Below are 17,340 nucleotides of genomic sequence, written 5' to 3'. Positions count from 1 at the left end.
CGGTCATGGCCGTGAGTCGCGCCGCACGTCTGGCACCGGTGGTGGAAATGGCCGAACAGGCCGAAAAAACGGCCGTCCAGCGTCTGGGATACTTTCAGGGCCAGGTCAAGGTGGCTGAAAGCAAACTCGCCGACCTCGATGCCTTTCGTCTGGATTATCAAGAACAGTGGATCGTACGCGGCAGCGACGGGGTTTCCGGGCAATGGTTGCTGGGTTATCACGGCTTTCTGGCGCAACTGGACACCGCGATCGACCAGCAGCGGCAAAGCCTGGTCTGGCACCAGAACAACCTGATCAAGGCGCGAGACGCCTGGCAGCAGGCGTTCGCCAAGGTCGAGGGCCTGCGCAAACTGGTGCAGCGCTACCGCGAAGAGGCGCAACGCCTCGAAGACAAGCGCGAGCAGAGGTTGCTGGACGAGTTGTCGCAGCGTTTGCCGCGGCACGATCCTCTTGAATAATGTCAAAAGATCGCAGCCTTCGGCAGCTCCTACAGGTGATTGATGTAGGCGCTGCCGAAGGCTGCGATCTTTTGATCTGGCTTCCAGCCTTGCCCCAACCCTGTCCAAGTGCTAAACCTTGTACACGTTCGTCAATGACAAGGAAGCCAGTCAATGTCTGTCGTTACAGAAGTCTCTCCGGATGGTCAAAAACTGACGATTTCGGTCAGGGGGCGGTTCGATTTCGGGCGCCATCAGGAATTTCGCGAGGCCTATGAGCGGCTTAACCGCAAGCCTGACTCCATCGTGGTCGATCTGAAGGACGCCACCTACCTCGACAGCTCCGCGCTGGGCATGCTGCTCCTGCTGCGCGATCACGCCGGCGGCGACGACTCGGACGTGCGGGTGGTCAACAGCAACTCCGACGTGCGCAAGATTCTCGCCATCTCCAACTTCGACAAACTGTTCGACATCAGTTGACGGCCATGCAGGCGCAAGAGCCGCTGACGATCCTGATCGCCGAAGACAGCGCCGCCGACCGGTTACTGTTGTCGACCATCGTCCGGCGTCAGGGGCATGAAGTACTGACCGCCGCCAATGGCGCCGAAGCGCTGGAAGTGTTTCGGCGCCAGCCGCTGCATCTGGTGCTGATGGACGCGATGATGCCGGTGATGGACGGCTTCGAAGCGGCGCGACAGATCAAGGCGCTGGCGGGCGAAACCCTGGTGCCGATCATCTTTCTGACCTCGTTGACCGAAAGCGAAGCGCTGGCGCGATGTCTGGAGGCGGGCGGCGACGACTTTCTGGCGAAGCCGTACAACCAGGTGATCCTTGCCGCCAAAATCAAGGCAATGGATCGCTTGCGTCGTTTGCAGGCCACGGTGCTGCAGCAGCGCGACCTGATTGCCAAGCATCACGATTACCTGCTCAACGAACAGCGCGTGGCCAAAGCGGTGTTCGACAAGGTCGCGCATTCGGGTTGCCTGAGCGCGCCGAATATTCGCTACCTGCAATCGCCCTATGCATTGTTCAACGGCGACCTGCTGCTGGCGGCCTACACACCGGCCGGCGACATGCATGTGCTGCTCGGTGATTTCACCGGCCACGGTCTGCCGGCGGCGGTGGGGGCGATGCCGTTGGCCGAAGTGTTTTACGGCATGACGGCCAAAGGTTACGGCCTGGCCGAAACCCTGCGCGAGATGAACGCCAAGCTCAAGCGCATCCTGCCGGTGGACATGTTCTGCTGCGCGACCATGCTTTGCCTGAGCTTTCAGCGCCGTACTGTGGAGGTGTGGAACGGCGGCATGCCCGATGGCTATCTGCACCGGATCGCCACGGGCGAGCGGCTGCCGCTGCCGGCGCGGCATTTACCGCTGGGGGTGCTCAGCCCGCAGGCATTCGACGATCGCACCGAAGTGCAGGCCATGGCGGTGGGGGACCGAGTGTTCCTGCTGTCAGACGGCGTGATCGATACCACTGACGCCGATGACCGCTTGTTTGGTGTCAAGCGTTTGCAGCAACTGTTTGCCGCCAATCGTGAACCGGACAACCTGTTCGCCGAGATCGAGCAGGCCTTGCACGCCTTTCGTGGCGAGCCCCGCGACGATGTGAGCATGGTCGAGATCAGTCTGCTGGAAGCGGCGCAGGTGGTGCCGTCGGCGCCGGTGTACTCCGACAGCGGCCAATCCTGTCCGCTGGACTGGTCGGTTAGCTTCGAGTTTCGCGGTGCGACGCTCAAACGCTTCAATCCGTTGCCATATTTGCTGCAATTGTTACTGGAAGTACATGGCTTGCGCACCCAGGGTGGCGCAATCTACAGCGTGCTTGCCGAGCTCTATTCCAATGCACTGGAGCATGGCGTGCTGGGACTCGATTCCAGCCTCAAGCGCGATGCCGCTGGATTCGCTCGCTACTACGAGCAGCGCAATGCACGACTCGAAGCGTTGCAGGACGGTTACGTGCGCGTGCATCTGCAAGTGAAACCGCAAGGTGCCGGTGGTTGCCTGGTCATCCGCGTCGAGGACAGCGGCAAGGGGTTTGACGTGGCGCGCGTGATGGAGCGACCGCTGGACGGCGTCCGTCTGTCGGGGCGCGGCGTCAGCTTGATTCGGCAATTGGGGCATAACGCCAGTTGGTCGGACGAAGGTCGCAGTGCTTGCGTAGAGTTTTTCTGGGAGGTTAGGGCATAATTCGCCGATTCTTGATCAAGGAGTGAACAAGTGACTGACCAACATGTGGATCGCGAAGTACTCGATGCGTTGCGCGAAGTGATGGAAGACAGCTATCCGGATTTGCTGGATACCTTCCTGACCGATTCTGAAAGTCGCTTGCATCAATTGCAAAAGACCGCCGACGCCAAGGTGTTGGCCGAGGTCGCCCATAGTTTCAAGGGCAGCGCCAGCAACATGGGTGCCGTGCGACTGGCGACGCTCTGTCAGGCGCTCGAGGCGGACGCCAGAAACAAAAGTCCCGCGGAAATCGTCGATCTGGTGGCGGACATCAGCAGTGAATTTGCCGATGTGCGACCTGTCTACGAAGACGAACGCCAGCACGCCCTCACGCATTGAATCCTGCCGTCCGGCGCTTTTCGCCAGCGCCGGACGAAACTGGCCCGACACTTGCAATAATCCCCGTCAACTGTACCTACGATCCCAGTGCAGCGGAGACCGTGTCATGCCTGCGACCCCCAATGTTCTTCTTCAATCTGCCGCCCAGGCCAAGGCGCAAGCCGCTGCTGCCAAAGCACCGGTCGTGGCTGCAGACACCGGGGACAAGGCCTCAAGCTTCGCTCAGGTGTTCGCCGATCAAGGCCCGAAAAAAAATCTGCCAGGCACTGACAGTTCGTTGAAACCGGCACGTGACAAGGTTGCCGACAACAGCGACAAGAAAGATCTCGGCAAGGATAAGTCTGCCGCCTCGCAACAGACCGTTGCCGATAGCGGCAATGCCTTGCCTGCCGACAAGACGGCTTCGACTGCATCCAATGATCAGGCCGCCGCTGACAAGGCCGCCACCGATGCGGCCGCTGACAGCACGCAGACGCCAGTGGCGGACACCCCCCCGGTAGATCCGGCGCTGGATCCGGCGCTGGTGCAAACCGTGCAACCGCTGGTGACTGCACCGGCGGTGCCCGCGCCAGTCGCTGCAACACCGGAGCCGGTCAAGGCCGAGACACCGGTCGTGGCTGCAACCGTTGCGCCAGCCGTGGTCAAAGACCCGACGGCATCGACCGATAGCGCTTTCGACCCGGCGGCCGATCCACTCGATTCGCTGCCGGCGGTGCGCATGGCGATGGAGCAGGGCGGACACATTTCTGCCAGCAGTCAGGCGCAACCCAAAGCTACGCCGGCCCAGACTCAGGCCGACGGTGAATTGACTGCGGCGCAGAACTTCGCTGCCGGCATGGCCAGCATGCTCGACGTACAGGCCGACAAGGACAGCACCAGTCAAAGCGGCGAGAAAGCCTTCAGCGGTCTGATCGACGATGGCCTGAAAGATCTCAAGTCTGCCACCAGCGACACTCGAGTCGATGATTTCGCCAACCGTCTGGCGGCGCTGACTCAGGCGGCTACGCCGAAAACCGCGAACGCGGTGCCGGTGAATCAACCGATCGCCATGCACCAGAGCGGCTGGACCGAAGAAATCGTCAACCGCGTCATGTACCTGTCCAGCGCCAACCTGAAGGCGGCGGATATTCAATTGCAGCCGGCAGAGCTGGGGCGTCTGGATATTCGGGTGAACATGGTTCCGGACCAGCAGACCCAAGTGACCTTCATGAGCGCGCATCCAAGCGTGCGTGAAGCGCTCGATGGTCAGATGCATCGCCTGCGTGACATGTTCACCCAGCAGGGCATGGGCCAGGTTGACGTCAATGTCTCCGACCAGAGCCGTGGCTGGCAGGGTCAGCAGGGTCAGGAACAGGCGCAGCAGGGTCAGAGCGGCCGTACCAGCGCTGCTGGCGGACGTCTGGATTCGGCGGACGAAGAACTGGCGCCTGTGAGCGTGGCCGAAGCCGCTGCGCAAACCACCAGCGTGATCGGCTCCAGCGCCGTCGACTATTACGCCTGATTCAAGGTGTTCACAAAAACCTGTGGGAGCTGGCTTGCCAGCGATGGCGGCGGCACATTCAGAACCAATGTGTCAGACCAATCGCTATCGCTGGCAAGCCAGCTCCCACAGGGCTTGTATCGATTCATGCATCCCGCTCCTCCAACGCTCCGACACTTCTGGCATAACACTTGCTCTTGCCTTGCCGTGCGACTGTGAAAACCCGATTAGTGACGGATTATTGGCATGGCGAAGAGCGAAGCAGCAGCTGTAAAAGACCCCGCGACCAAAGGCAAACTCAAGATGATCATCCTGATCGTAGTGGCTCTGCTGCTGGCGATCGGTGTGTCCGTGGGCGCGACCTGGTACTTCATGCACAGCGCTCAGAGCAAGCCTGCCGCCGCGGCCGAGACCGCGCCGGTCGGCAAGCAGCCGGCGATTTTCGAGCCGATGGCGCCGGCGTTTGTCGCCAACTACAACCAGAACGGCCGTCAGCGCTACATGCAGGTGAGCATCACCATGCTGGCGCGTAACCAGGCCGATCTGGACGCGCTCAAAGTGCACATGCCGGTGATCCGCAACAACCTGGTGATGCTCTTCTCCGGTCAGGATTTCGCCACACTGGCGACCCCGGTCGGCCAGGAGATGCTGCGCCAGAAGGCCACAGCCAGCGTCCAGGAAGTGGCGCAGAAAGAGCTGGGCAAAGTGGTGATCGAACAGTTGCTTTTCACTAATTTCGTACTGCAGTAGGAACACGACATGGCCGTGCAGGATCTGCTGTCCCAGGATGAAATCGACGCGCTGTTGCATGGCGTCGACGATGGTCTGGTACAGACCGATAACGCTGCCGAACCCGGCAGTGTCAAAAGCTACGACCTGACCAGCCAGGATCGCATCGTCCGTGGACGCATGCCGACCCTGGAAATGATCAACGAGCGTTTTGCCCGTTACACCCGCATCAGCATGTTCAACATGCTGCGCCGCTCGGCCGACGTTGCCGTCGGTGGCGTACAGGTGATGAAGTTCGGCGAATACGTGCACTCGCTGTACGTGCCGACCAGCCTCAACCTGGTCAAGATCAAACCGTTGCGTGGTACCGCACTGTTCATCCTCGACGCCAAACTGGTGTTCAAGCTGGTGGACAATTTCTTTGGCGGCGACGGCCGTCACGCCAAGATCGAAGGGCGGGAATTCACCCCGACCGAACTGCGCGTGGTGCGCATGGTGCTGGAGCAAGCGTTCGTCGATCTGAAGGAAGCCTGGCAGGCGATCATGGAAGTCAATTTCGAGTACATCAACTCGGAAGTGAACCCGGCCATGGCCAACATCGTCGGCCCGAGCGAAGCGATTGTGGTCTCCACCTTCCACATCGAACTCGACGGCGGTGGCGGTGACCTGCACGTGACCATGCCGTACTCGATGATCGAACCGGTGCGCGAAATGCTCGACGCCGGTTTCCAGTCGGACCTCGACGATCAGGACGAGCGCTGGGTCAACGCCCTGCGTCAGGACGTGCTCGATGTCGACGTGCCGATCGGCGCCACCGTGGCCCGCCGTCAGTTGAAGCTGCGCGACATCCTGCACATGCAGCCGGGGGATGTGATCCCGGTCGAAATGCCGGAAGACATGATCATGCGCGCCAACGGCGTACCGGCCTTCAAGGTCAAGATGGGCTCGCACAAAGGCAACCTCGCGTTGCAGGTGATCGAGCCGATCGAGCGGCGCTGAAGCGCCGCTCTCACCCCCACGCATTTAACTGAATTGTTGCCCGCCGAGGACAAATGATGAACGACGAAATGAACGCCCAGGACGATCAGGCACTGGCCGATGAATGGGCTGCGGCCCTGGAAGAGACCGGTGATGGCAGCCAGGCTGACATCGATGCGCTGCTGGCGGCCGACGCTGGCGCGGCAAGCTCCAACCGTCTGCCGATGGAAGAGTTCGGCAGCGTGCCGAAGAACAACGATCCAGTGACGCTGGATGGCCCGAACCTCGACGTGATCCTCGACATCCCGGTGTCGATCTCGATGGAGGTGGGCAGCACCGATATCAACATCCGCAACCTGCTGCAACTGAACCAGGGTTCGGTGATCGAGCTCGATCGTCTGGCCGGCGAGCCGCTGGACGTGCTGGTCAACGGTACCCTGATCGCGCACGGCGAAGTGGTGGTGGTCAACGAGAAGTTCGGCATCCGCCTGACCGACGTGATCAGCCCAAGCGAACGCATCAAGAAGCTGCGCTGAGTGAAACGGTTTCTCTGGGCTTTGCTGGCACTGCCATTGAGCGTGCTGGCCGCCGAGCCGTCGACGGCGACCACCGTGCCCGCTGCCACCGCGCCGATGGTCAACAGCGGCGTGGCCGGGCAACTGACGCAACTGGTGTTCGGTCTGTTGCTGGTGCTGGGGTTGATCTTCTTCCTCGCCTGGCTACTGCGCCGGGTGCAGCAGGCCGGGCCGGCGGGCAAGGGCCAGGTGATCGAACTGATCGGCGCGCGCGCGCTCGGTCCGCGTGACCGGTTGATGCTGGTGCAGGTTGGCAACGAGCAAATTCTGTTGGGCCTCAGCCCTGGCACCATCACCGCGCTGCACGTGCTCAAAGAGCCGGTGCAAGTGCCGAGCAGTAGCGAAAAAGCGACCCCGGAATTTGCCCAGCATCTGCTGAAGATTCTCGGCAAGGATCAGAAGGAAAAGAAGTAATGGCTGCGCTCCGCATCGTCTTGACGCTGGCCCTGATGCTGGCCGCGCCACTGGCATTCGCCGCCGATCCGTTGTCGATCCCGGCGATCACGCTGGGCACCAACGCCGACGGCGCGCAGGAATACTCGGTCAGCCTGCAGATCCTGCTGATCATGACGGCGCTGAGCTTCATTCCGGCGGCCGTGATTCTGATGACCAGTTTTACCCGGATCATTATCGTCTTCTCGATCTTGCGTCAGGCCCTCGGTCTGCAGCAGACGCCGTCGAACCAGATCCTCACCGGCATGGCGCTGTTCCTGACCCTGTTTATCATGGCCCCGGTGTTCGACCGGGTGAACAACGATGCGCTGCAGCCGTACCTGGCGGAAAAGCTCACCGCGCAGCAAGCGGTGGAAAAGGCCCAGGTACCGATCAAGGACTTCATGCTCGCCCAGACCCGCACCAGCGATCTGGAGCTGTTCATGCGTCTGTCCAAGCGCACCGACATCGCCATCCCGGATCAGGCGCCGCTGACCATTCTGGTGCCGGCGTTCGTCACCTCCGAGCTGAAAACCGCGTTCCAGATTGGCTTCATGATCTTCATCCCGTTCCTGATCATCGACCTGGTGGTCGCGAGCGTGCTGATGGCGATGGGTATGATGATGCTCTCGCCGCTGATCATTTCGCTGCCGTTCAAGATCATGCTGTTCGTGCTGGTGGATGGCTGGGCGCTGATCATCGGCACTCTGGCCAGTAGCTTCGGAGGTGTCTCGCCATGACGCCGGAAGTTGCGGTCGATATCTTTCGTGAAGCGCTGTGGCTGACCACTTTGATGGTCGCGATTCTGGTGGTGCCGAGTCTGTTGGTCGGCCTCTTGGTGGCGATGTTCCAGGCCGCGACGCAGATCAACGAACAGACCCTGAGCTTCCTGCCGCGTCTGTTGGTGATGCTGGTGACGCTGATTGTGGGCGGTCCATGGATCGTGCAGACGTTCATGGAATACATCATCCAGCTCTACAAAAACATCCCGATGGTCATCGGCTGAGCCATGCAATCGTTGCTTCAGCTGACCGACACCCAGATCAGTACCTGGGTGGCGTCGTTCATGTTGCCACTGTTTCGTGTCGCCTCGATGCTGATGGTCATGCCGGTGTTCGGCACCACCCTGGTGTCACGCCGCGTGCGGTTGTATTTCGCCGTGGCCATTACCGTGTGCATTGCCCCGGGGCTGCCGCCGATGCCGGAGGTCAGTCCGCTGGCGCTCAGTGGCTGGTTGCTGATTGGCGAGCAGATTCTGGTCGGCGCGGTGCTGGGGTTTTCCCTGCAACTGTTTTTCCAGGCGTTTGCCGTGGCCGGGCAGATTGTCGCGATCCAGATGGGCATGGGCTTCGCCTCGATGGTCGACCCGGCCAACGGCGTCTCGGTGGCGGTCATCGGCCAGTTCTTCACCATGCTGGTGACGTTGTTGTTCCTGTCGATGAACGGCCATCTGGTGGTCTTCGAAGTGCTCACCGAGAGCTTCACCACGCTGCCGGTCGGCGGCGGCTTGATGACGGCGCAGTACTGGGAGTTGGCCGGCAAACTCGGCTGGGTGCTCGGGGCGGCGTTGTTGCTGGTGTTGCCGGCGGTCACGGCGCTGCTGGTGGTCAACATCGCGTTCGGCGTGATGACCCGCGCCGCGCCGCAACTGAACATTTTCTCCATCGGCTTTCCGCTGACCCTGGTGCTGGGTCTGTTCATTGTCTGGGTCGGTCTGGCGGACATCCTCAATCAGTATCAACCGCTGGCCTCAGAAGCCCTGCAGTTGCTACGCGAACTGGCACGGGCGCGCTGAGACATGGCTGAGAGCGAAAGCGGTCAGGACAAAACAGAAGACCCCACGGAGAAACGCAAAAAGGACTCCCGTGAGAAGGGTGAGATTGCCCGCTCCAAAGAGCTCAACACCCTGGCGGTGATGCTCGCCGGCGCTGGTGGCCTGCTGATCTTTGGCGGCATGCTGGCGCAGGAATTGATGGACCTGATGCGCCTCAATTTCAACCTTTCGCGGGAAGTGATCATGGACGAGAAATCCATGGGCACCTTCCTGCTGGTCTCGGGCAAGATCGCCCTGATAGCGATCCAGCCGGTCATGATCACGCTGTTGCTGGCCGCATTGATCGGGCCGATCTCCCTCGGCGGCTGGCTGTTCGCCGCTGGCTCCATGGCGCCGAAATTCAGCCGGATGAATCCGGGTGCGGGCCTCAAGCGCATGTTCTCGATGAAGGCCGTGATCGAACTGGTCAAGGCGCTGGCCAAGTTCATCATCACGCTGTTTGTGGCACTGATGGTGTTGTCGGCCGACATCGATGACTTCCTGCGGATCGCCCATGAACCGCTTGAGCAGGCAATCATTCACAGCGTGACGCTGGTGGGCTGGAGTTCGCTGTGGCTGGCCTGCGGGCTGATCATCATCGCGGCGGTCGACGTGCCGGTGCAGCTCTGGGAAAGTCACAAGAAACTGCTGATGACCAAGCAGGAAGTGCGCGACGAGCACAAGGATCAGGAAGGCCGGCCAGAGGTCAAACAGCGCATCCGCCAGACCCAGCGCGAAATGTCGCAGCGGCGCATGATGGCGGCGATTCCCGACGCCGACGTGGTCATCACCAACCCGACCCACTACGCCGTGGCGCTCAAGTACGATTCGGAGAAGGGCGGCGCGCCGGTCCTGCTGGCCAAGGGCAGCGATTTCCTCGCGCTGAAGATCCGCGAAATCGCCGTCGCCAACAACGTCATGCTCCTCGAATCGCCGGGGCTGGCGCGCTCGATCTACTACTCCACCGAGCTGGAACAGGAAATCCCCGGCGGCCTGTACCTGGCCGTCGCCCAGGTGCTGGCCTACGTCTACCAGATCCGCCAGTACCGCGCCGGCAAGGGCAAGCGCCCGGATCCACTCAAGGACGATTTGCCGATCCCGCCGGATTTGCGCCGCGATTCCTGACGTTTGCCGTGATCAAAAAAACCGCTGCCCCGGTTTGACGAGGCGGCGGTTTTTTTATGTCTGACCCAATGGTATTTCGGCGCCTGTCGCGGTCATTGTGGTGAGGGGATTCATCCCCGATGGGCTGCGCAGCGGCCCTAAAACCTGAGATTTTGATCTTTCAGGAATACCGCGTGCTCTGGTTTCGCGACTGCTGCGCAGCCGATCGGGGATGAATCCCCTCGCCACAGGTTCTTGCCTGTCTTCTTAGCCTGCCAATTCCAGATTATCCAGCGCCCGATTCACCGCCAGTTCCCCAAGCATGATCAGTTGCGCAATGCCCAATAGCGTCCTGCGCTGCGACGCCGGTATCAGGTGGGCGAAGTCATTGGCGATGGTTCTGGCTGAGGCGAGTGTTTCGCAGGCATCGGCCAGCAGTTCTTCGTTTTTGAAGTCGGCGGTCACGGCGTACATCCTGCGGGTTCTGCGTGGCGGTGGGGTGGCTCCGGGCGCACAAAGGTAGTGGTCGAGCGCGCGGTCGGCGGCATCGTGGAGCTTTTTCGAATCGAGGGATTCGTAGGGGGAGGTGGGGTCGGTTTCGGGCGGGTTGGGTGTTGGTTTGATCATGGTGAAGCTCCTTGAGAAATGGAGCCGTCAGCCATCGCTGCTAAACGAAGAGGTGGCGGCTTTACGCGGGTTAGCAGACCAGGCTCAAGGATCCCGGCGCACCGAAGTGCCCCACGCAAAGCCACCATAACGTCATGGCGGAACCTGCGTGCCTTGAAAATTGGCGAGCTGCTAAACCCGGTCACTGAACATTCAGCGACCGATCCACAATAGAACCCGACCCCAAGGCGCACAAGCCGGCGGATTCTGGCGTAGCTGTAGGCAATGGCGCAAGGATGTGTAGCCGCAAGGCGTGTCTGAAGGTGTCTTTTAAACACCGAAGTTTAAAAGGCGGCTGAGCGAGCAAATGTCACTGAGTGCCTGGTTTGTCGCTGAAAGGACCTCGCGGACGATTTGCTGACTGCGCCGGGTTAACGGTGTAATTCCAATATTTACCTTTCGTCTGGAAACATGTCGTGCCTGTCAGGTTTTACAGGTGTGGAACAAGTGCATTTGCGGTTTGCTTGCTGGGTGGCGCTGCACAGTCGGTGCGCGCACTTCTGTGACAACAGGGAGAAAGACAATGAAAGGCAAATTCGACAGCTATGACCAAACTACGGGTAAGATCACCATTGTGGCGGACGAAGAAACCAATGCGGCGGGCAGTCCAGTTGACTCTCTTCTCGAAAGTTCCACTCTTTACCAGCGGGAAACCGCGCGCGTGTTTGTGGATAAGTATGCCGAACTACATAGTCCGGTCTATGAAGCTATAAATAAAACTAAAAATGAGAAAAAGAAATACGAGCTCATCGTTCCTGAGGCGCAAAGGGGCATTATTAACATCGCACCGGGTGCGAGCGTTGAGTTTGAACTTGTGAGCGAGGGGTCAATGGAAGTGAAAAGTATCAGTTACTAAGTAGTCTGGTATTTTAAAAATCTTTCCGATTTCATCGGATCTGCGCCGCGATTCCTGAACCTACCGATAAAAAACGCCGCCCCGGTTTGACGAGGCGGCGGTTTTTTTATGTCTGACCCAATGATATTTCGGCGCCTGTCGCCGTCATTGTGGTGAGGGGATTCATCCCCGATGGGCTGCGCAGCGGCACTAAAACCTGAGACTTCGATCTTTCAGGAATACCGCGTGCTCTGGTTTCGCGACTGCTGCGCAGCCGATCGGGGATGAATCCCCTCGCCACAGTTCTTGCCTGCCTTCTTAGGTTGGCAACTCCAGATTATCCAGCGCCCGATTCACCGCCAGTTCGCCGAGCATGATCAATTGCGCGATGCCCAGCAGCGTCCTGCGCTGCGACGCCGGTATCAGGTGGGCGAAGTCATTGGCGATGGTTCTGGCTGAGGCGAGTGTCTCGCAGGCATCGGCCAGCAGTTCTTCGTTTTTGAAGTCGGCGGTTACCGCGTACATCCTGCGGGTTCTGCGCGGCGGTGGGGTGGAACCGGGTGCACAGAGGTAGTGGTCGAGCGCGCGGTCGGCCGCGTCGTGGAGCTTTTTCGAGTCGAGGGATTCGTAGGGGGAGGTGGGGTCGGTTGCGGGCGGGTTGGGTGTAGGTTTGATCATGGTGAAGCCTCTAGAGTCGAAGGGGCTGCCACGTTTCGCTGCGATACGAAGGGAGGTGGCAGCTGTACGCGGGTCGCAGACCGGGACTCTAGAACCGGCAGACCCAAAGGTCTCCCACGTACAGCCGCCATAAAAAAGCGGGTGTTGTGCGTCCAGAGATCGACGGGCTGCGAGACCCGATCGCTGATTCGTCAGCGACCGATCCACAATAGAACCCGCCCCCAAGGCGCACAAGCCGGCGGATTCTGGCGTAGCTGTAGGCCATGGCGCAAGGAGGTGTAGCCCACAAGGCGTGTCCGGTGGTGACTTTTAAACGCCAGCGTTTAAAAGTGCTGTTCATGATTCTGTGGTGTCGCAGATGGCCTCTTCGCGAGCAGGCCCGCACAGGGGATCTGTGTGATACCCCCAATCTGTGTTCATTGCGACGCGATTCCTGATAAATCAAAAGACCGCGACTTTCCGCCTGTCTGAAAAAGACCTCTACCTGTTAGTTCTGACAGTGGACACAAAGGGCATTCAGCTATCCCATGTTCCTTGTAAGGTTTCCCGGGCAAGTCGCCTTCTGACCTGTCTTAACATTCGCCAAGGAGAAGGTCATGCCAGAGAATTACAGAAAGCTTGAAGGAATGAGGTTCGAGTTCGTTTCCGGGGCGGTGGCGAAAGAGTCTGATCATATCGCTTGCACGTTCACTTTTAAGGCGATGTTGGACTTCACGCATTTCGTGCACATGAGCAATGCGTATGTGCCGGGCTATCTCGATTCGTATATCAATGCGATCAAGCCAAGGTTGGACGGGGTAGCCCACCATAGTCTCTACAACCGATTCAATAGTGCCGCTGGCAACATTGGCACCGTTGAAGAGTTGGTCAGGGTTTTCTCTTCGCCCAATAACTACTCCGATACATGGGGGAGCAATGGCACTGCCCTGCAGATGCGTTATCACAAACCACAATTTCATATGGTTGGTGATCAGTTACAGGTCACGGGTGGGCAGGACTTTCGATGGGAGGTCGAGGGGGAGATCGAGCCGCAGGATGTGCCGGACATTTACTTTGTCTGGGCACTGATTGTGTTGAAGGCGTACCCCGAAGATCCTTTTCATCAGCCTGAGGAAATCGTGACATTAGGCTATTCTGAGGAGGCGTTTGTCGACGTGGGAGGGAGTCCGATCCGTAAGGGTACGCGCTACCTGGTGGGCCGCGATTTGCGTCTTGGTGCGATTAATCCAGAGCAAATTTTGACTGCCGGATATCCGTGAGTGCGCGGGTTTTTCTGATTTTTGTTCACCTGCGCTAAGGGTGATAGCCGTCCTGCGTCTGTTTTGCGGTCGGCTCCATGGCGCCCGGCTTCTGGCAAGACACTTCCCCTGAAGCAAACCTCAATTTCAATCCCCGGCAAAAGTTGGAAGGCTTCTTGCAGTAGCCGCCGTGCGCCTGCTTCGGGCGTCAAAAGTTTGCTTTAAAGGAACGGGGAAAACCGGTGGATCGCTCTCAGTTATTCAACACTGCTCGCTCGAATGTTGCCGACCTCAGTCGAGGCAATCTGGGCGTGCCGTTGTTGCTGCTGGTCATGCTGGCCATGATGATGCTGCCGGTGCCGCCGTTCCTGCTGGACGTGTTCTTCACCTTCAACATCGCCTTGTCGATTGTCGTCCTGCTGGTCTGCGTGTACGCGTTGCGGCCGCTGGATTTTGCGGTGTTCCCGACGATTCTGCTGGTGGCGACGCTGCTGCGGCTGGCGTTGAACGTGGCCTCGACGCGGGTGGTGATGCTCCACGGTCAGGACGGCCACGCCGCCGCCGGCAAGGTGATCCAGGCCTTCGGTGAAGTGGTGATCGGCGGTAACTACGTGGTCGGTATCGTGGTGTTCGCGATCCTGATGATCATCAACTTCGTCGTGGTGACCAAGGGTGCCGGGCGGATTTCCGAGGTGAGCGCGCGCTTCACCCTCGACGCAATGCCCGGCAAGCAAATGGCGATCGACGCCGACCTCAACGCCGGTCTGATCGACCAGAACCAGGCCAAGGCGCGCCGTCAGGAAGTCGCGCAAGAGGCTGAGTTCTACGGTTCGATGGACGGTGCCAGCAAGTTCGTGCGGGGTGACGCCATTGCCGGCTTGCTGATCCTGTTCATCAACCTCATAGGCGGCATGGCGGTCGGTATCTTCCAGCACAACATGAACTTCGCCGACGCCGGCAAGGTGTACGCCTTGCTGACCATTGGTGACGGTTTGGTGGCGCAATTGCCATCACTGTTGTTATCGACAGCGGCAGCGATCATGGTGACCCGTGCTTCCGGTTCGGAAGACATGGGCAAGCAGATCAACCGGCAGATGTTCGCTTCGCCCAAAGCACTGGCAGTGGCGGCAGGTCTGATGGCGGTCATGGGACTTGTTCCGGGCATGCCGCATTTCTCGTTTCTGAGCATGGCCGCGCTGGCCGCCGGTGGCGCCTACTTGTTCTGGAAAAAACAGAACGTCGCCAAGGTGCAGGCGCTGCAGGAAGTTCAGCGTCAGCAGGAACTGCTGCCGTCGCCGGCCCGCGCCATGGAGACCAAGGAGCTGGGCTGGGATGACGTGACGCCGATCGACATGATCGGCCTGGAAGTCGGCTATCGCCTGATCCCGCTGGTGGATCGCAATCAGGGCGGGCAGCTGCTGGCGCGGATCAAGGGCGTGCGCAAGAAACTCTCGCAGGACCTGGGCTTCCTGATGCCGACCGTGCACATCCGTGACAACCTCGATCTGGCGCCGAGTGCCTACCGCCTGACACTGATGGGCGTGATCCTGGCCGAAGCCGAGATCTACCCGGATCGCGAACTGGCGATCAACCCGGGGCAGGTCTACGGCACGCTTAACGGCATTACCGCCAAAGATCCGGCTTTTGGCCTGGAGGCGGTGTGGATCGAAGTCAGCCAGCGCGCGCAGGCGCAATCGCTCGGGTACACCGTGGTCGACGCCAGTACCGTGGTCGCGACGCACTTGAACCAGATTCTGTACAAACACTCCAGTGAGCTGATCGGCCACGAAGAAGTGCAGCAACTCATGCAATTGCTGGCCAAAAGCTCGCCGAAACTGGCTGAAGAGCTGGTGCCGGGCGTGGTGTCGCTGTCGCAATTGCTCAAGGTGTTGCAGGCATTGCTGGCCGAGCACGTGCCGGTACGCGACATCCGCAGCATTGCCGAAGCCATCGCCAACAACGCCGCCAAGAGTCAAGATACCGCCGCTTTGGTGGCCGCCGTACGCGTCGGCGTATCCCGCGCCATCGTCCAAAGCATTGTAGGCACTGACTCCGAGCTGCCTGTGATCACCTTGGAACCAAGGTTGGAACAAATATTGCTCAATAGTCTGCAGAAGGCAGGACAAGGCTCGGAAGAGGGCGTTCTGCTGGAGCCAAGCATGGCCGAGAAGCTGCAGCGTTCGCTCATCGAAGCGGCGCAGCGCCAGGAAATGCAAGGTCAACCGGTGATCCTGTTGGTAGCAGGCCCGATCCGCGCGATGCTCTCGCGTTTCGGTCGCCTCGCCGTCCCGGGGCTGCACGTGCTGGCCTACCAGGAAATTCCGGACAACAAGCAAGTGACCATCGTTGCGACAGTAGGGCCCAACGGCTGAGGTAGTGGTTTATGCAAGTTAAGCGTTTTTTCGCCGCCGATATGCGTCAGGCCATGAAGCTGGTTCGTGATGAGCTGGGCGCTGATGCCGCCATCATTGGCAACCGCCGCATTGCCGGCGGCGTCGAGCTGACGGCGGCGCTGGATTACAAATTGTCGGCGCTGGCGCCACGGGTTCCGAACATGGAACTCGAGGACGAACTGCGCAAGACCCAGTCGCGCATCGTCACCGCTCAGGCCGAACTGAGCCTGCGTGGCGAAGCCGATGGCAATAGCAATCGCCAGATCTTTGCCGGGCTGCCGTTGACGGCCGGCCTGCCACTGACCGCTGCCGAACCGTTGAGCGAACCGACCTACGCCGCCCCGGCGCGTCCGGCGCCGGCACCTGCAGCGGCATCGGCGGGTGTCGATCCGCGTGCGCTGGATTCGATGCGTTTCGAATTGAACAGTCTGCGCGAGCTGATGGAAGTCCAGCTCGGCACCCTGGCCTGGAACCAGCTGCAAGGCAGCCGTCCGGCGCAAGCCAATCTGTATCGCCGCCTGCAGCGCATCGGCCTGTCCGGGCCGTTGTCGCGCGATCTGCTGGCGATGATCACCGACATCGAAGAACCGCGTCAGGCCTGGCGCATGCTGCTCGCGCACTTGGCGCGGATGATTGCCGTACCGGAAGTCGAGCCGCTGGAAGAGGGCGGGGTGATTGCCATGGTCGGCCCGGCCGGCATGGGCAAGACCACCACCCTGGCCAAACTCGCTGCGCGCTACGTGCTCAAGTACGGCGCGCAGAATGTCGCGCTGGTCAGCATGGACAGCTTCCGCATCGGTGCGCAGGAACAACTCAAGACCCTGGGGCGGATTCTCAACGTGCCGGTGACCCACGTCGATCCGGGCCAATCGCTGGTTCAGGCGCTGGACCCGCTGCTGCGCAAACGCGTGGTGCTGATCGATACCGCCGGCCTGCAGGCCAGCGATCCGGCGCTGCGCATGCAGCTGGAAAGTCTGGCCGGGCGTGGCATCCGTTCAAAAAATTATCTGGTGCTGGCAACCACCAGCCAGAAACAGGTTCTAACCGCCGCTTATCACAGTTACAAGCGTTGCGGGCTTGCCGGCTGCATCCTGACTAAACTGGATGAGACGGCCAGCCTTGGCGAAGTGTTGAGCCTGGCGATCAGTCATGAACTGCCGGTCGCGTACCTGACCGATGGCCCACGGATTCCGGATGATCTGCATCTGCCGCGCCGTCATCAGTTGGTCAGCCGCGCCGTCAGCGTGCAAATGCAGGAAGAACCCAGCGAAGAAGCCATGGCTGACATGTTCGCTGATATCTACCACAGCCCGACCAAGCAGGTTGGCTGAGGTAATGAACAGTTTTTGTACCTACATCGATGGTCTGCCATGCATTGTTCCGGTTGTGAACGCGCAGCCAGTAATGTGGCCTCC

At 60.1% G+C, this 17,340-nt stretch carries 19 protein-coding genes; 17 read left to right on the top strand and 2 right to left on the bottom strand.

All coding sequences use genetic code 11. The annotated features are described in order from the left end of the window. The first annotated feature begins 5 nt into the window (after positions 1-5). The 13 genes from fliJ to flhB all read left to right on the top strand — a co-directional run bounded on the left by fliJ (position 6) and on the right by flhB (position 10,136). A complete protein-coding gene (gene fliJ / locus AB1J88_RS12925; protein ID WP_047292539.1) occupies positions 6-458 on the top strand; it encodes a flagellar export protein FliJ in 453 nt (150 codons plus the stop codon). Positions 459-611: 153 nt separating this feature from the next. Continuing rightward, positions 612-917 carry an STAS domain-containing protein gene (locus AB1J88_RS12920; RefSeq protein WP_108182045.1) on the top strand — a complete coding sequence of 102 codons (306 nt, stop codon included), beginning with the start codon at positions 612-614 and terminating at the stop codon, positions 915-917. A 5-nt stretch (positions 918-922) separates the two neighbouring features. Next, positions 923-2,626, top strand: coding sequence for an ATP-binding SpoIIE family protein phosphatase (locus AB1J88_RS12915; protein WP_430291211.1), 1,704 nt, complete (start codon positions 923-925; stop codon positions 2,624-2,626). A 30-nt stretch (positions 2,627-2,656) separates the two neighbouring features. Further along, complete coding sequence (locus AB1J88_RS12910; RefSeq protein ID WP_041072985.1) at positions 2,657-3,004, top strand: Hpt domain-containing protein; 348 nt, start codon at positions 2,657-2,659, stop codon at positions 3,002-3,004. Between the two features lie 106 nt (positions 3,005-3,110). Then, positions 3,111-4,505 (top strand): flagellar hook-length control protein FliK, encoded by a 1,395-nt coding sequence (locus AB1J88_RS12905; RefSeq protein ID WP_430291210.1) that lies wholly within the window; start codon positions 3,111-3,113, stop codon positions 4,503-4,505. A gap of 225 nt (positions 4,506-4,730) precedes the next feature. Further along, complete coding sequence (gene fliL / locus AB1J88_RS12900; RefSeq protein WP_041072981.1) at positions 4,731-5,234, top strand: flagellar basal body-associated protein FliL; 504 nt, start codon at positions 4,731-4,733, stop codon at positions 5,232-5,234. A gap of 9 nt (positions 5,235-5,243) precedes the next feature. Continuing rightward, a complete protein-coding gene (fliM, locus tag AB1J88_RS12895; protein WP_003222890.1) occupies positions 5,244-6,212 on the top strand; it encodes a flagellar motor switch protein FliM in 969 nt (322 codons plus the stop codon). Positions 6,213-6,268: 56 nt separating this feature from the next. Continuing rightward, positions 6,269-6,727, top strand: a complete 459-nt coding sequence (gene fliN, locus AB1J88_RS12890) for a flagellar motor switch protein FliN (protein WP_003222891.1) — start codon at positions 6,269-6,271, stop codon at positions 6,725-6,727. Further along, positions 6,728-7,180 carry a flagellar biosynthetic protein FliO gene (fliO, locus tag AB1J88_RS12885; RefSeq protein WP_430291209.1) on the top strand — a complete coding sequence of 151 codons (453 nt, stop codon included), beginning with the start codon at positions 6,728-6,730 and terminating at the stop codon, positions 7,178-7,180. It abuts the gene before it with no gap. Then, positions 7,180-7,938: a flagellar type III secretion system pore protein FliP gene (gene fliP, locus AB1J88_RS12880; RefSeq protein WP_430291208.1), complete on the top strand. Its 759-nt coding sequence runs from the start codon at positions 7,180-7,182 to the stop codon at positions 7,936-7,938. The genes fliO and fliP overlap by 1 nt, the downstream gene beginning before the upstream one ends. After that, positions 7,935-8,204: a flagellar biosynthesis protein FliQ gene (gene fliQ, locus AB1J88_RS12875; RefSeq protein ID WP_041072975.1), complete on the top strand. Its 270-nt coding sequence runs from the start codon at positions 7,935-7,937 to the stop codon at positions 8,202-8,204. Before fliP ends, fliQ begins: the two co-directional genes overlap by 4 nt. 3 nt (positions 8,205-8,207) lie before the next feature. Beyond that, positions 8,208-8,993: a flagellar biosynthetic protein FliR gene (gene fliR / locus AB1J88_RS12870; RefSeq protein ID WP_095667177.1), complete on the top strand. Its 786-nt coding sequence runs from the start codon at positions 8,208-8,210 to the stop codon at positions 8,991-8,993. A 3-nt stretch (positions 8,994-8,996) separates the two neighbouring features. Further along, positions 8,997-10,136, top strand: coding sequence for a flagellar biosynthesis protein FlhB (gene flhB, locus AB1J88_RS12865; RefSeq protein ID WP_041072971.1), 1,140 nt, complete (start codon positions 8,997-8,999; stop codon positions 10,134-10,136). Between the two features lie 246 nt (positions 10,137-10,382). Here flhB and AB1J88_RS12860 read toward each other — a convergent pair whose 3' ends face one another. After that, on the bottom strand, positions 10,383-10,742 hold the full coding sequence (locus tag AB1J88_RS12860) for a DUF6124 family protein (protein WP_430291207.1): 360 nt from the start codon (positions 10,740-10,742) through the stop codon (positions 10,383-10,385). A gap of 562 nt (positions 10,743-11,304) precedes the next feature. On the opposite strand from AB1J88_RS12860, the gene AB1J88_RS12855 reads away from it, so the two are divergent. Next, entirely contained in the window at positions 11,305-11,637 is a 333-nt protein-coding gene (locus AB1J88_RS12855) for a hypothetical protein (RefSeq protein WP_430291206.1), read from the top strand. A gap of 297 nt (positions 11,638-11,934) precedes the next feature. Here the strand turns inward: AB1J88_RS12855 and AB1J88_RS12850 are convergent, their stop codons facing one another. Next, entirely contained in the window at positions 11,935-12,294 is a 360-nt protein-coding gene (locus AB1J88_RS12850; RefSeq protein WP_430291205.1) for a DUF6124 family protein, read from the bottom strand. Positions 12,295-12,890: 596 nt separating this feature from the next. Between AB1J88_RS12850 and AB1J88_RS12845 the strand changes: the two genes are divergently transcribed. The 3 genes from AB1J88_RS12845 (at position 12,891) to flhF (ending at position 17,256) form a co-directional block, all read left to right on the top strand. After that, complete coding sequence (locus tag AB1J88_RS12845; RefSeq protein ID WP_145593035.1) at positions 12,891-13,553, top strand: hypothetical protein; 663 nt, start codon at positions 12,891-12,893, stop codon at positions 13,551-13,553. Positions 13,554-13,774: 221 nt separating this feature from the next. Further along, positions 13,775-15,904: a flagellar biosynthesis protein FlhA gene (flhA, locus tag AB1J88_RS12840; protein ID WP_041072957.1), complete on the top strand. Its 2,130-nt coding sequence runs from the start codon at positions 13,775-13,777 to the stop codon at positions 15,902-15,904. An 11-nt stretch (positions 15,905-15,915) separates the two neighbouring features. Then, a complete protein-coding gene (gene flhF, locus AB1J88_RS12835; RefSeq protein ID WP_198759602.1) occupies positions 15,916-17,256 on the top strand; it encodes a flagellar biosynthesis protein FlhF in 1,341 nt (446 codons plus the stop codon). Positions 17,257-17,340 lie beyond the last annotated feature (84 nt).

This window comes from Pseudomonas sp. S8, assembly GCF_050473925.1.
GTDB lineage: Bacteria > Pseudomonadota > Gammaproteobacteria > Pseudomonadales > Pseudomonadaceae > Aquipseudomonas > Aquipseudomonas parakoreensis.
The sequence above is the reverse complement of the archived record's forward strand: the minus strand, read 5'-3'. Positions and strand labels throughout refer to the sequence as shown.